The organism is Terriglobia bacterium (assembly GCA_020072815.1).
In the GTDB taxonomy this organism is placed as follows: domain Bacteria; phylum Acidobacteriota; class Terriglobia; order Terriglobales; family Acidobacteriaceae; genus Angelobacter.
The window spans coordinates 94,684-107,824 of record JAIQGE010000015.1 but is presented as its reverse complement, the minus strand read 5'-3'; the positions used below and the strand labels follow the sequence as shown (position 1 = coordinate 107,824).

Below are 13,141 nucleotides of genomic sequence, written 5' to 3'. Positions count from 1 at the left end.
CCCAACCTGTGATAGCACGAATGATAGGCGGGCCAGGGCCGGTTGGCGGTGATAACGGTCACATTAAGTCGCTCACATTCCCGGAATCGAACCGATGGCCGACGGGTTGGCTCTTGCTCCCCGGGCGTATAACCATTCCCAGCCCGAATCTCGTATCTGCCTTACTAACCGTCTTCGCGACGGCCGGTCTAATGGGACGAATGGAAAGCCAAGACGCAGCGGCCCTGACCCGCGTACTCGGCGGTGACCGAGAAGCTTTCCGTGTCCTGGTGGAGCGGTACAGCAAGATGGTTTTCTCACTGGCATTTCGCATGACCGGCAACGAGGACGACGCGGCAGACGTCGTGCAGGAAACCTTCCTGCGCGCCTATCGCGGCCTGGACCGCTTCGAATCGCGGTCCAGCATGGCCACCTGGCTGTTCCGTATCGCCACCAACTGTTCCCTGACCACGCTGGAGCGCCGCAAGACCCAACCGCAGCCGGCTCCGGTCGCCCAGGACGATGAAGATCCGCCCGAGGAGCGCTTGCTCTCCCCTCGCCCGGGTCCCGAAGCTCTGGCCTATAGCGGCGAATTGCAGGCCCGAATCGACACGGCCATGAAGACCTTGAGCCCGGTGGAACACACCGCCTTCGTACTGCGCCACTTCGAGGGCCGCCCCATCGAAGAAATTGCGGCCGCGCTGCAGGTCAAGGAAGGCGCCGCCAAGCAGAGCGTGCTGCGCGCGGTCAACAAGATGCGCCGCGCGCTCGAACCCGTAGTGAGGCCCGCACGATGAACCACCTCAGCCACGACGAACTGATTCTGCACTTCTACGGTGAGCCTGTCGCCGGCGCAGCCCGCCATATGGCGGGGTGCGCGCAGTGCCGCGCCCAGTTTGAAGAGCTTTCGCGTCTGCTGAAGGCGGTGTCTGCGCCTGCGGTTCCGGAGCGGCCCGGCGATTACGGCACTGTGGTCTGGAACCGCATTCGCGCCCACCTGCCTGAGGCGTCCGCGCGCCGGCCATGGTGGCAGCTTCCGCAGCGTTGGGGCGCTATCCGGCGCCGCAATCAACTGCCTCGGCGCAGCAGGTGCGCGAGCGCGTGCTGCTGCTGGCTCTCGGCGCTCACCCCGACCGCTCGCAGATGTTGCTGGTCGAGCTGACGCATGCGCCATCCGGCGGGGACGAGCGCCAGCGGGCGGACGACCTGATTGCCGCCAACCGCCTCTATCGCCAGACCGCGCAGAACATCGGCGATACCTCTACCGCCGCCGTTCTGGATGAGCTGGAGCGTGTGCTGGTGGACATTGCCCATCAGCCCACGCCGCTGAACGAGGCGCAATTGCAGGAGATCCAGCGCCGCATCGAGTCGCAGGGACTGTTGTTCAAGGTGCGCGTCGTGCAGTCCAACGTGCAGAGTCAGATTCGACCCAATCAACCCAAGGACAATCCGTCTACATCGAGGCCAACCATATGAAGTGCAAGACGTTTCTTATTGCAGCAGTCTTATTCGCTTCCGCTGTGGCGTATGCGCAGCAGACGCCGCCCGTGCCGTCCAACTCGCTGCTTCCCGCCATGGGTCCCACCGACAACCCGCGCGAGGACCAGCTTTACAAGGCGGGCAGCGACCAGCTTAACCAGAGCGATTGGCAGCACGCGGTCGACACTTTCACCCAGCTCGCCGACCTGAAGGGCGATCGTGCTGACGCCGGGCTCTACTGGAAGGCCTATGCGCTAAACAAGCTGGCGCGCCGTTCCGACGCTTTGAAGGTCATCGCCGACCTGCGACGCCTGTACGCGCGCAGCACCTGGCTCAAGGATGCCGGGGCCCTGGAGGTCGAAATCCGTCAGGCCAGCGGCCAGCCTGCCAATCCCGAGAAGGAGCAGGATGAGGACCTGAAGCTGCTGGCACTAAACGGCCTGATGAACTCCGACTCCGAGCGCGCCATCCCTATGCTCGCGGAGTTTCTCAAGGCCAATCACTCCATGCGGCTGAAGGACCGGGCACTGTTTGTCCTCGCCCAGAGCGATTCTCCCAAGGCGCAGGACATCGTAAAGAAGGTCGCCCAAGGGCAGTCCGGACCGGACTTGCAGGTCAAGGCCATCCACCAGCTTGGCATTACCGACGCCAAGGAGGACATCCCGGTTCTGCAGGGGATCTACAACAGCGCATCTGACCCCAAGGTGAAGAGAGCGGTCCTGCAGGCGTTCATGACCTCCGATGCGAAGGAGAGCGTCCTGGCAGTCCTGCGCTCGGAGAAAGATCCTGAATTGCGGCGCTCCGCCATCCACCAGCTTGGCGCCATGGACGCGCACAGCGAACTAAGACAGCTCTACCAGAGCACCACTTCATCCGATGACAAGGAGAGCCTCATCCAGGCCCTGGCCATCTGTGACGACGTGGATACCATCGCGCAAATTGCCCGCGCTCCCGGCTTGCGTGTGTTATTTTTTTCATTCGATTAAAAACCATTTTTCTGGAGGGCACACACATTGGGGCTAGACATGGTTCCCAAGCGGATCTTTCTGACCAAGGGAGTCGGCAAGCACAAGGAACGCCTCACGTCTTTCGAGCTTGCGCTGCGTGATGCCGGCATTGCCGCGCAGAATCTGGTCCGGGTTTCGTCCATCTTCCCTCCGCATTGCAAGCTGATCTCGCGCAAGGAAGGCGTGAAGTTTCTGCATCCCGGCGAAGTCACCTTCGCCGTGGTGGCGGAGAACTCCACGCGCGAGCCGCACCGGCTCACCGCAGCCAGCATCGGCCTGGCCATGCCCGCCGACCGCAGCACCTACGGCTATCTCAGCGAGCACCACTCTTTCGGCGAGACCGACGAGCAAGCCGGCGAATACGCCGAGGAACTGGCCGCGGAGATGCTCGCGACCACCCTCAACGTGGAGTTTGATCCCGACAAGTCCTGGGACGAGAAAAAAGAGATCTACCGCATCTCCAACAAGATCGTGCGCACCACCAACATGACGCAGAGCGGCGTGGGTGACAAGCACGGGAAGTGGATCACGGTGATTGCGTCCGCGATCTTGATTTTTGAATAGCAACGTTGTGGCATCTTCAGCCCCGTGTCGCAACCACCTCCAGGTATTCGGCTTCAACCTTGGTGGTATGGCCGGCGCCTTTGTTGTACGCGGACCACAGGCTCACCAGATCGTTCCGCAGCTTCGCCTGGCCATTCCCGTCGAGTGATGCGAAAGCGCGCGCCATGGGACCGTAGTTGATGCGGAAGAATTCCACTACCTCGTCGGGCGAGAACGGATAGTCAAAGTGATAGACCCGCACCGCACACTTCACACCGGCAATTCCTTTCTGGAGACGGTCCCGCACAGTCGCTTCGTCCCCCCACAGCGCGGGCGATGGCATGCCGGAGGGTGCGATATGCCGGGCAATCGTCTTGAACATTAGCCCGATGAACCCGCCGGGTGTCCAATTGGCCATGGCGATCATTCCGCCGGGACGGCATACGCGGGTGAGTTCGGCCGCGACCAGCTCCGGGTTCGGCGCAAACATGGCTCCGAATATGCTGACCACCGCGTCAAACTGAGCATCTTCGTACGGCAGTGCTTCGGCATCCCCTTCTTGAAAGGTCGCGGCAAGTCCCTCGGCGGCCGCGCGCGCCCGGGCCTTTTCGATCCAGTTGGTGGCGATGTCGCAACCGGTCACCTGTGCTCCCGCCCGGGCGGCGATCAAAGCCAGTTGTCCGGCCCCGCAACCCACGTCGAGCAAGCGGGTTCCCGGCGTGACGCCCAGCCGCCGGAAAAACACCTCCGCGTCCTTCTCCATGTAGCGGGCGAAGCGGTCATAGTCGCCGGCCATCCACGTGGTCTTCAGGCGAATCTTAAGTTGCTCAACCTCAGCGGTGGTCAGTATCTCTTTCGCAATCGCACTCATCCTGGTCATCTCCTTTATGTTGTTTTGCGTTCTGAATTCCGCACTGTCGGTCCCGTTCCACTTGTCGCTGCCCAACTCCCAGCGCCCGCGCCCAAGGTTTCGACCGAGCTTATTTTCTCCGTCGGGCCGCCTGTCGGCTACAATCTCCAAGTGCGCCAGAGCGCTTCCCGTCGCTTCCCATTAACTCTCTGAACGTGACTTGGCGTCCTTTGGCAAGACTGATTCTTTTCTGCTATTTTTCTGACAGCATGACTTCCGAGAGAGCCCATACCGTCTATGAATTTGGCCCCTTCCGGCTGGAGCTAAGGGAACACCGGTTGCTGCGCGAAGGCCGCTCCGTGCCGCTGACGGGCAAGGCATTTCATACATTGCGGGTCCTGGTGGAACGGCACGGAACGCTGGTCTCTAAACGCGACTTGATGAGCGCCGTCTGGCCCGAGACCACCGTGGAAGAAAACAACCTGGACCGCAATATTTCCACGCTGCGCAAAGCGCTGGGGGAGCAGGCCAACGGCCAATCTTTCATTGAAACTGTGCCGCGCGTGGGATATCGCTTTGCCGCGCCGGTTGTCGAGAGCATGCCGGAACCACAGCCACTGGCCAAAGTTCGCGAAGCGGAACCTGCGTCTACGGCGCCCTCAAACCGCCAGGAGATCCGGTTCTGCGTCACCCCGGACAAAGTGCGCCTGGCATACGCCAGAGTGGGGACGGGCTATCCGCTGGTCAAAGTCGCCAATTGCTTCAATCACCTGGACTTCGAATGGGGAAGCCCCATCTGGCGGCACTGGATCAGGGATTTGGCCGAGGGCCACAGCATTGTGCGTTACGACGGGCGCGGCAACGGTCTCTCCGAATGGGACATGGAGGATATTTCCTTCGAAGCCTGGGTGCATGACCTGGAAACCGTTGTGGACGCCGCCGGCCTCAAGAAGTTTGCATTGATGGGTCATTCGCAGGGCGGGGCCATCGCCATTGCCTACGCTGTGCGGCATCCCGAGCGCGTCAGCCATCTGGTCCTGCTGGGTGGGTATTCGCGAGGGGCCCACCACCGGGAACATTCCGACGCCGTTGAGGTGCGGCGCGCCCTGGAAACCCTGGTCCAGGTGAATTGGGGGAAAACCAACCCCTCGTTCTTTCAGATGGTGACTAACCTCTACATTCCCGAACAAGCCACACCTGAAGACCAACGCTGGTTCAACGATCTGCAACTCATCTCGGTCGCACCGGCGAATCTGGTCAAGACCATGCGAGCTTGTGACGACATCAACGTGCGTTCGCTGTTGCCCTCGGTGTCCGTGCCCACCATCGTTTTCCATAGCGATCGCGACCGGGTGGCGCCCGCGCAAGAAGGCCGGATCTTGGCAGCGGAGATTCCGGGCGCCAGGTTTGTTCCGCTCGCCAGCGGCAATCACATCCTCCTGGCAGGAGAACCAGCGTGGCAGTTGTTCCGCGAGGAGTTAGCCACGTTCCTGGGATGCAACGTCACGCACGCTCATCTGGCCGGCTGAAACTATCTCGCTGAGTGCCGGACGCACCCCGCCGAGAGCAGCGGCCCCTACGGGCTTCGAAACCTGGGTGCACCGGCCAACTAAATCCTGCCGTAACTTCCCTGCGCTGTATGAATCAAATAACGCATAGGAATTGAGTGATTTGGCGCAATCCAATCACTTAGTCCTACCGTAATCGGCGGTTTTTCTTTTGGCACGCTACATGCTTGTAAGAGTGCCGATAGCTTGGGTTGAAAGCATTTCCAGCCAAAGCGGTCACAGCCAGGAGGTCGTCATGGCGAAGATAATTGCGTTCTACATTCCGGCACGGCATCGTCCGGAACCACGCTGGACGCCCGAAGCCCTGCGCGGCAAGCTGCTCGCATTCCCGGTTGCCCCGCGAGAGACCTTTGTATGGCTGGCCAACGGAGCGCTGTGGCCGCTGCAGCCCCCGGCCGCGCCCAAGACATTGCGGGCCGCCAACCGACGCCGTCCCTTGGCAAGGACCGCGGAGTAATCGTTCTTTCTGGTTTGGCTCAGGATTTTGTTTTTGGTCCAGCCTTCTTGTAATTCTTCCCCAGCCGCTCCAACAGCGCTGCGACCATAATCGGCAAGCCGACCGTAGCGTCCACAAAAACTTCTCCGAATTTGCCGCCTTCCGCCGGCGGAACAAACTTGCCCCAGGAGATTGCTTCTGAATAAGGCGAACCTGACAGCCCTCCCCAATGCACCGGCTCCGGACATACCCGCACCCCGTAGTGATACCGCTTGAGGGGAACGTCTTCTCCCGCGCGACGCACGCGCAGTTCGCAATACGGCCCAAACTGCTGCGCCCAGTTGCGGGGCACTCCGCCGCCAATGGTAAAAATCCCCAGGCGCGGCTGTCGCAACAGCGTTTCCGCAAAATAGTTCAGGTCCAGGAATGGGTCAAAGTGCAGTTGCTGCTGCCCTTTGCGGGCGCGCATGCGATTGGCCAGAGCAACGTCCAGACCCAGTTCGGAGTCAGTAAACGCCGGAACAAAAACCGGGACCTGCTTTTCAAACGCTGACTTGAGAATCCCCCGGCCTTTGGCGTGACGCTTGAGATGCTCGCCGATGGCCCGGTTCAGCTTCCAGGAACACATGGTCTGCTGCGGGTCCCACTTGCCCAGCACTTCTTCCATCACCAGCTCAACGTGGTCCAGGTTGGTTTCCGGCTCCAGCGTGTCATAGACGCGGTTGTAGCCGGCTTCGTAAAGCTCCACGTCGTTCATCCGGGGGTCGTAGCGATAATGCTTCTGCCCGGTGGCTTCCACCAGGCCGTGGGCCATGAGGGCTCCGGTGGAGACCACGGCGTTGACCAGGCCGCGTTCAATCAGGTCGCAGATGATCAGCCCTTGTTTGGCCACGGTCATGGCGCCGGCCAGGGTCATGACCACGAAGCACTCTTTGTCGCGGGCCATGGCCTCCAGAACGTCTACCGATTCGCCCAGTTGGCGCCCGGTGAAAGCCGTGTCCGCCATGCCGCGAATCAGGTCATTGATGCTTTTGACTTTGGACAGATCCAGCGGAAACACAGGAGAGAGCTTGTCTTTTACCGGGTCATGCAGCTTGCGATCAATGCCTGCGCCTTCTTGCTTCTTGGCCAACGGGTCACCTCAGGGGAGATAAATGGGAAACAAGAAAAAGTAATTGGTTTGTTACGCGAGAGTCAAACGGAGTGGTTTGTTAGAATGCGGTTGCGGATGAGTCGTGCTGGTTTTCAATTTTGGCAATTACGGCGATTTTGGCAATTTTGGCAATCTTCGCAATTGCGGGGGAATGCGATTGTCTTCTGACAGCTTCACCGTCGGCCTAATCCAGATGTCCTGCTCGCCTGACCCGGACTTGAATCTTCGCCGGGCCTGCGAAAAGGTCCGCGAGGCGGCCAAGCAGGGAGCGCAGGTCATCTGCCTGCCGGAGTTGTTCCGCACGCAGTATTTCTGCCAGCGGGAAGAGCATGCGCTCTTCGACCTGGCTGAGCCAATCCCCGGCCCCACGACTGACGCGCTGGCGGCCATCGCCCGCGAACTCAAGGTTGTTGTGGTGGCGTCAGTCTTTGAGCGGCGCGCGCGCGGCCTCTACCACAACACCGCCGCCATCATCGAAGCCGACGGCAGCCTCAAGGGCATCTACCGCAAGATGCACATTCCGGACGACCCCTTGTACTACGAAAAGTTTTACTTCACGCCCGGCGATCTCGGCTTCAAGGCGTTTGATACCACGTTCGGCCGGTTGGGTGCACTGGTGTGCTGGGACCAGTGGTATCCCGAAGGCGCCAGACTTACGGCTTTGCAAGGCGCGAACATCCTGTTTTATCCCACGGCCATCGGCTGGCACCCGGACGAAAAGGCCGAGTACGGCGAAGCCCAGCATGACGCCTGGCGGACCATGCAACGCGCACACGCTATCGCCAACGGCGTGTTTGTCGCGGTGGTGAACCGCGTGGGCCACGAGTTCGGCGATATTCGCGGCAGCCGCGCCCCCGGCAAAGGCCTGGAGTTTTGGGGCGGATCGTTCTTGTGCGACCCCTTCGGCCGCATTATGGCCCAGGCTTCGCACGACAAAGAAGAGATCCTGATCGGCCAATGCGATTTGAAGTTGCTGGAAGACGTCCGCCGCAACTGGCCGTTCTTGCGCGACCGCCGCATTGACAGCTACGGCGGCATCACCCAGAGGTTCTTGGATTGATAACGAGAGCAACGGCGCCATCGAGAATGGTTATGGTGACATTACTCTCTCCGTCCTGTCATCCTGAGCAAGTGCGCGTCGCGCATCGCGCGATGAGCGCGCGTCGAAGGACCCCAAAGGTCGCAGCCCAACCATGCTGTTTTGAGGCGTTTTCTCGGCAGTTCCGTGACTTGACACTTCAAGGTGTTGGACCTACAGAGTGGTTTCACCTGCGTGAGTTTGCGCTGCCAGTCCTTCCATACAGTGAAGGCATCGTCGCGTGATGGGACCGAAAAGTATTACGACTGAAACCCCTCGCGCACTTGGCTACCGCATGCCCGCCGAGTGGGAGCGCCACGCGTCCACATGGATTGGCTGGCCGCAGAACCGCTCTGACTGGCCGGGAAAATTTGGCCCCATCCCCTGGGTGTATGCCGACATCGTGCGCCACCTGGGGCGCGTGGAAGACGTAAATATCGTCCTGCGTGACGCTGCCGTGAAAGCCCAGGCGCGCGACGTTCTTCGCCGCGCCCAGATTGATCTGAAGCGGGTGAAGTTCCATGCCTGGCCAACCAATCGCGGCTGGACGCGCGACTCCGGCTCGATCTTCCTGGTTCGCGACTCTGGCGACAACCGTGTTGCCGCCACCAACTGGCGCTTCAACGCCTGGGCCAAGTATTCCAACTGGAAATATGACAACCAGTTGCCGGACCGCATCGCGCGCAAGCTCAAGCTGCGGCAGTTCACGCCCGCCATCCTGCGGAACGGCAAGCCGTATCACGTGGTCCTGGAAGGCGGCAGCATTGATGTAAACGGCCAGGGCCTGATGCTCACGACCGAAGAATGCTTGCTGAGCAAAGTGCAGCAGCGCAATCCGGGACTCTCGCGGAAAGAACTTGAGCAAATCTTCGCCGACTATCTTGCGGTCGAGAAAGTCATCTGGCTGGACCGCGGCATTGTGGGCGACGACACGCACGGCCACGTGGACGACATTGCCCGCTTCGTCGCGCCGGACACGGTGCTCACCGTGGTCGAGCCCAGCCGCGGCGACGCCAACTACGAGCCGCTACAGGAGAATCTGCGCCGCCTGCGCGCAGCCACTGACGTGCACGGCCGCAAGCTTCAGATCGTTGACCTCCCCATGCCGCGGCCTGTGGTCTTCCAAGGCCAGCGACTGCCGGCCAGTTACGCGAATTTCTACATCGCCAATGAGTTGGTGCTGGCGCCCACGTTCAATGATCCTGCTGACCGCACAGCGCTCAACATCATCGCCGGCGTGTTGCCGAAACATGAGATCGTCGGCATCCACTGCGGCGATTTCATCTGGGGACTGGGCGCCATCCACTGCGCTACGCAACAGCAGCCGGCATGAGTAGTGCTGGTCCGGCCTCTCGGCATTCAGCTCTGCGGTAGAATCGGGACGCGTAGGGTCAATTCCTCTTCGATGCCGAAAGATACTCGCCAACCCGAATCCCCGCCGGCGAAAGGCGCCGCAGCCGACGCCGCCTGGATGGAACTCGCGCTGGGCCAGGCCCGCCTGGCGGCCGAGGCCGGCGAAGTGCCCGTGGGTGCGGTGGTGGTCAAAGATGGCGAGCTGGTGAGTTGGGGACAGAACCGTAACCTTCGCGACCACGATCCCACCGCGCACGCAGAGATCGTCGCTCTGCGCGCAGCCGGCGAGAGGCTGGGGAACCATCGCCTAGCGGACTGCGTGATGGTGGCCACCATTGAGCCCTGCGCCATGTGCGCTGGCGCGCTGGTTCACGCTCGAGTGACGCGTCTGGTGTACGGGGCCAGTGATCCTAAGGCTGGCGCGGCCGGTTCCCTGTTGCAAGTGATCAACCATCCTGGACTTAACCACACGATGGAAGTAACTTCAGGCGTTTTGGCGGACAAGTGTTCGGAACTGCTCAAAGAGTTCTTCCGCAACCGGCGTTAGGGCGAACGGGACGCTTGGCTGCCTAGGCTTGGCCCCACCTGCTAAAATAGTTGGTGACCACGAATTCTCACGGCGCGGAGAGGTGCGTGAGTGGTTGAAACGATCCGCCTCGAAAGCGGACATACCTGAAAGGGTATCGGGGGTTCAAATCCCTCCCTCTCCGCCAGATCTCCGAAGACCCGTCTCTTCAGACTTGAATCGGACACCAAATTGAAGGATTGTGGAAATAACAAACGCCGCCCTTTCGGACGGCGTTTCTGGTCCTGAGAAGCTCACTCTTACTTGATAAAGGTAAGCCCGTGCGGAATCAGGTTCGGGAAGACGTAAGCGTACATCATGACAATCAAGCCGACGATGGCTCCCAGGGCGATGGAATGCCACACTACGAACTTGAAGATGATGCCTTCGTTGCCGACCTGGTTGGTGGCCGAGGTAGCGACAATGATGGATTGCGCGTCCACCATCTTGCCCATGACGCCGCCCGCACTGTTGGCCGCACACATGAGGGTCGGACTCAAATTCAGCTGCTGTGCAGTGATCTTCTGCAAACTGCCGAACAGAGCGTTGGATGATGTATCGCTGCCCGTCAAGGCCACACCCAGCCAACCGAGGAATGTCCCGAAGAACGGATAGAACCATCCCGTACGCGTAAACGCGAGCCCTAGTATGGCGTCCGTACCGGAATATCGGGTGACAAAGCCCAGCCCCAGCATGGCAGAGATGGCAATCACAGCGAATCTCATTCGATAAAGCGTACGTCCAAAAATCCGCACCAGTCGCCCGGGGCCTACGCCGGAAAGGAGCCCACCCAGGATTGCAGCCAGGAAGCAGGCCGTACCGGTCGCTGTAAGCCAGTTGAAGTCATATTTTGCCGCCTCGCGCCGCTTCTCCGGCGGGGTGGTTGCAGCTACCACAGGCACATCGCGGCTAACTGCGTTATTGAGTTTGGGAACGTTCCAACCCTTATTGGTTTTCCAGTTGGGCGTCGTGGCGTCATTCAAGGGGCCCTTGATTTTGGGAAGTCCCCATAACAGCACGAACAGGGATAGGACCGCAAACGGGAGCCATGCCTTGGCCACCTGGCCTGCGGAGTAGCTATGGATTTCGAAACTGTGGCCGCCAGCGGTGGTGGCCGTGCGCGTCGCAGAGGTTCCGCTCGCCGCGGACACAGCGCCCTCTGCGCCTTCTCGTTCATCTTCAAAACGCCAGATATTCTTGGGGTGCCAGAACTTCAGGAATATGACCGTGCAAACGAGGGAGACCACGCCTGAAGCAATATCCACCAGATTACTGTCCATGTAGTTTGCCCATAAATATTGCGTGATGGCGAAAGACACGCCTACCACCGCAATGGCTGGGAAAACCTCAAAGGTCTCTTTCCACCCCACCATCGCGCGCACTAGCCAGAAGGGCACAATGATCGCGGTAAGCGGGAGGATACGTCCAATCATGGCGTTCAGGTCAGACTCCGTCGGGTTATTGCCAACAACCGACGCAAGAGTATGAACGGGAGTGCCAATGGCGCCCCAAGCGACCGGCGCGGTGTTGGCGATCAGGTTGAGTGCGGCAGCGTGAAACGGTTTGAAGCCCAAGCCAATCATGAAAGCGCCGGCAATCGCCACTGGGGCGCCGAACCCTGCGGCCCCTTCAATGAAAGCGCCAAAGCAGAAGGCAACCAGCAGGAGTTGAAGGCGGCGGTCCGGTGTAATTCCTGCAACGGACGCCTTCATAATTTCGAATTGCCCGGTATCGACCGCAATGTCATAGAGGTAAACGGCCGCCACCACGATCCAGGCAATTTTCAGGAGCCCAAAGGCGACGCCAAAACCAAAGCTTATGCCGGCCAATTCAGGCGGCATATGGATGACAAATATTGCGATTAACACGGCGGTGGCTGCCCCCGCCAAGGCGGACCAGTGCGGCTTGACGCGCAACCCCGCCAGCAAGGTGAAAAGCACGATGATGGGAAGCGCTGCCACGAGCGTCGAAAGCCACCAGTGCCCGAGAGGATCATACACCTGCGTCCAATTCATGGGTTTCTCCTGTTGAAGACGTCCTGACTTGTCCGTTCTGCAACTGCTTCAGCGCACTTCTACCCTCGCAGCCACACGCTTACCGTTGGAGACATGGAAGTGCGCGAAACACTTTCAGGCCAGACGGCAGTTCTGTCAAGTCTTTTGTTTAGAAAATGGTGCAGGTCTTTCCACCGCCAACCGCGCTCTCAGAAACACGCTGAAAATCGCGTCCGGAAGCAAGTTCCGACTTATCCCTTGACAGCGCCCACGGTAAACCCGGCGATAAACCGGTCGAGAAACAGGTTGTAGAGAAAAGCCACGGGCAAACTCGCAATCAGGCACGCCGCCATCAGCGATCCCCAGAAGTAAACATCGCCGCGCACCAGAAAGATGGGAATGCCCACGCCGACCATCTGCTGCGACTCCGGCGAAATGAACGTCAGCGCGTACACGAACTCTTGCGTGACCAGGGTAAAAGTGAAGATCACCACCGTGAGAATTCCCGAGGTCGAGATCGGGATCACCATCTTGACGAACGCCCCGAAGCGGGTGAGCCCGTCCACCATGGCCGCGTCCTCCAGCTCTTTGGGAATGGATTTGAAGAAGCCCATCAGCAGCCAGATGGAGAATGGCACGGTTACGCTGGGATACACCAATACCAGGGACCATATGGTGTCCTGCAATCCCAGAATCGCGATCACGCGCGACAGCGGAATAAAGAGCAGCGTCGGCGGGACAAGATACGTCAGAAAGATACCGATGCCCAGACGCTCTCCCCATCGGCCCGTAAGGCGCGCCAGCGCGTACGCCGCGGGGACCGAGAGCAGCAACGTAATGATCACTACCAAGGACCCCACCAGCGCCGTATTGCCTAACCAGCGCACGTAGCGCGTTTCCATGAAGAGCAAGCGCAGGTGGTCCAGCGTGGGCGGAAGATTGAAGATGAAGGGATTGTTGTCCATCGCGTACAAGTCAATGTTCTGCTTGAACGTGGCAATCACCATCCAGTAGAAAGGAAACGCCAGCAACCCGGTGAATACGGTGAGGACCAGCATCTTCACCGTGGACGGCCAGGGATTCAGGCCGCCAAAAGCCCGCTTGACGCGCGGCGACTGCAGGTACCAGAGCACAAT

At 60.1% G+C, this 13,141-nt stretch carries 13 protein-coding genes and 1 tRNA gene; 10 read left to right on the top strand and 4 right to left on the bottom strand.

Features of this window, described 5'->3' with window-relative positions:
* Positions 1-200 precede the first annotated feature (200 nt).
* The 4 genes from LAO20_18215 (at position 201) to LAO20_18200 (ending at position 3,029) form a co-directional block, all read left to right on the top strand.
* Positions 201-776 carry a sigma-70 family RNA polymerase sigma factor gene (locus LAO20_18215; protein MBZ5533368.1) on the top strand — a complete coding sequence of 192 codons (576 nt, stop codon included), beginning with the start codon at positions 201-203 and terminating at the stop codon, positions 774-776.
* Between the two features lie 226 nt (positions 777-1,002).
* On the top strand, positions 1,003-1,455 hold the full coding sequence (locus tag LAO20_18210) for a hypothetical protein (GenBank protein MBZ5533367.1): 453 nt from the start codon (positions 1,003-1,005) through the stop codon (positions 1,453-1,455).
* Positions 1,452-2,444: a HEAT repeat domain-containing protein gene (locus LAO20_18205; protein ID MBZ5533366.1), complete on the top strand. Its 993-nt coding sequence runs from the start codon at positions 1,452-1,454 to the stop codon at positions 2,442-2,444. Before LAO20_18210 ends, LAO20_18205 begins: the two co-directional genes overlap by 4 nt.
* A gap of 39 nt (positions 2,445-2,483) precedes the next feature.
* On the top strand, positions 2,484-3,029 hold the full coding sequence (locus LAO20_18200) for an arginine decarboxylase, pyruvoyl-dependent (GenBank protein ID MBZ5533365.1): 546 nt from the start codon (positions 2,484-2,486) through the stop codon (positions 3,027-3,029).
* A 16-nt stretch (positions 3,030-3,045) separates the two neighbouring features.
* Here the strand turns inward: LAO20_18200 and LAO20_18195 are convergent, their stop codons facing one another.
* Positions 3,046-3,879: a class I SAM-dependent methyltransferase gene (locus tag LAO20_18195; protein MBZ5533364.1), complete on the bottom strand. Its 834-nt coding sequence runs from the start codon at positions 3,877-3,879 to the stop codon at positions 3,046-3,048.
* 248 nt (positions 3,880-4,127) lie between these two features.
* On the opposite strand from LAO20_18195, the gene LAO20_18190 reads away from it, so the two are divergent.
* Together LAO20_18190 and LAO20_18185 are read left to right on the top strand one after the other, a co-directional pair.
* Entirely contained in the window at positions 4,128-5,387 is a 1,260-nt protein-coding gene (locus LAO20_18190) for an alpha/beta fold hydrolase (protein MBZ5533363.1), read from the top strand.
* Between the two features lie 274 nt (positions 5,388-5,661).
* On the top strand, positions 5,662-5,883 hold the full coding sequence (locus LAO20_18185; GenBank protein MBZ5533362.1) for a hypothetical protein: 222 nt from the start codon (positions 5,662-5,664) through the stop codon (positions 5,881-5,883).
* A 19-nt stretch (positions 5,884-5,902) separates the two neighbouring features.
* On the opposite strand, the gene LAO20_18180 is transcribed toward LAO20_18185, so the two are convergent.
* On the bottom strand, positions 5,903-6,994 hold the full coding sequence (locus LAO20_18180) for a deoxyhypusine synthase family protein (protein ID MBZ5533361.1): 1,092 nt from the start codon (positions 6,992-6,994) through the stop codon (positions 5,903-5,905).
* A gap of 172 nt (positions 6,995-7,166) precedes the next feature.
* On the opposite strand from LAO20_18180, the gene LAO20_18175 reads away from it, so the two are divergent.
* From LAO20_18175 to LAO20_18160, 4 genes are all read left to right on the top strand, one after another.
* Complete coding sequence (locus tag LAO20_18175) at positions 7,167-8,075, top strand: carbon-nitrogen hydrolase (protein ID MBZ5533360.1); 909 nt, start codon at positions 7,167-7,169, stop codon at positions 8,073-8,075.
* Between the two features lie 262 nt (positions 8,076-8,337).
* Positions 8,338-9,426 carry an agmatine deiminase family protein gene (locus tag LAO20_18170; protein MBZ5533359.1) on the top strand — a complete coding sequence of 363 codons (1,089 nt, stop codon included), beginning with the start codon at positions 8,338-8,340 and terminating at the stop codon, positions 9,424-9,426.
* Between the two features lie 138 nt (positions 9,427-9,564).
* The gene (gene tadA, locus LAO20_18165) at positions 9,565-9,993 is read left to right on the top strand and encodes a tRNA adenosine(34) deaminase TadA (GenBank protein MBZ5533358.1); all 429 of its coding nucleotides are present in this window, start codon (positions 9,565-9,567) and stop codon (positions 9,991-9,993) included.
* Positions 9,994-10,069: 76 nt separating this feature from the next.
* Positions 10,070-10,159: transfer RNA gene (locus tag LAO20_18160), tRNA-Ser, on the top strand.
* A gap of 112 nt (positions 10,160-10,271) precedes the next feature.
* Here the strand turns inward: LAO20_18160 and LAO20_18155 are convergent.
* Together LAO20_18155 and LAO20_18150 are read right to left on the bottom strand one after the other, a co-directional pair.
* Positions 10,272-12,026: an L-lactate permease gene (locus LAO20_18155; protein ID MBZ5533357.1), complete on the bottom strand. Its 1,755-nt coding sequence runs from the start codon at positions 12,024-12,026 to the stop codon at positions 10,272-10,274.
* A 230-nt stretch (positions 12,027-12,256) separates the two neighbouring features.
* Positions 12,257-13,063, bottom strand: coding sequence for a carbohydrate ABC transporter permease (locus tag LAO20_18150; GenBank protein ID MBZ5533356.1), 807 nt, complete (start codon positions 13,061-13,063; stop codon positions 12,257-12,259).
* Between the last annotated feature and the right edge of the window lie 78 nt (positions 13,064-13,141).

Bases quoted from the DNA above. Each gene is read 5' to 3' on its own strand.
- LAO20_18200 (MBZ5533365.1), top strand. From the start codon at position 2,484: ATGGTTCCCAAGCGGATCTTTCTGACCAAGGGAGTCGGCAAGCACAAG.
- LAO20_18190 (MBZ5533363.1), top strand. From the start codon at position 4,128: ATGACTTCCGAGAGAGCCCATACCGTCTATGAATTTGGCCCCTTCCGG.
- tadA (MBZ5533358.1), top strand. From the start codon at position 9,565: ATGGAACTCGCGCTGGGCCAGGCCCGCCTGGCGGCCGAGGCCGGCGAA.
- LAO20_18150 (MBZ5533356.1), bottom strand. From the start codon at position 13,063: ATGCTGGTCCTCACCGTATTCACCGGGTTGCTGGCGTTTCCTTTCTAC.
- LAO20_18155 (MBZ5533357.1), bottom strand. From the start codon at position 12,026: ATGAATTGGACGCAGGTGTATGATCCTCTCGGGCACTGGTGGCTTTCG.
- LAO20_18215 (MBZ5533368.1), top strand. From the start codon at position 201: ATGGAAAGCCAAGACGCAGCGGCCCTGACCCGCGTACTCGGCGGTGAC.
- LAO20_18205 (MBZ5533366.1), top strand. From the start codon at position 1,452: ATGAAGTGCAAGACGTTTCTTATTGCAGCAGTCTTATTCGCTTCCGCT.
- LAO20_18185 (MBZ5533362.1), top strand. From the start codon at position 5,662: ATGGCGAAGATAATTGCGTTCTACATTCCGGCACGGCATCGTCCGGAA.
- LAO20_18175 (MBZ5533360.1), top strand. From the start codon at position 7,167: ATGCGATTGTCTTCTGACAGCTTCACCGTCGGCCTAATCCAGATGTCC.
- LAO20_18170 (MBZ5533359.1), top strand. From the start codon at position 8,338: ATGGGACCGAAAAGTATTACGACTGAAACCCCTCGCGCACTTGGCTAC.
- LAO20_18210 (MBZ5533367.1), top strand. From the start codon at position 1,003: ATGGTGGCAGCTTCCGCAGCGTTGGGGCGCTATCCGGCGCCGCAATCA.
- LAO20_18195 (MBZ5533364.1), bottom strand. From the start codon at position 3,879: ATGAGTGCGATTGCGAAAGAGATACTGACCACCGCTGAGGTTGAGCAA.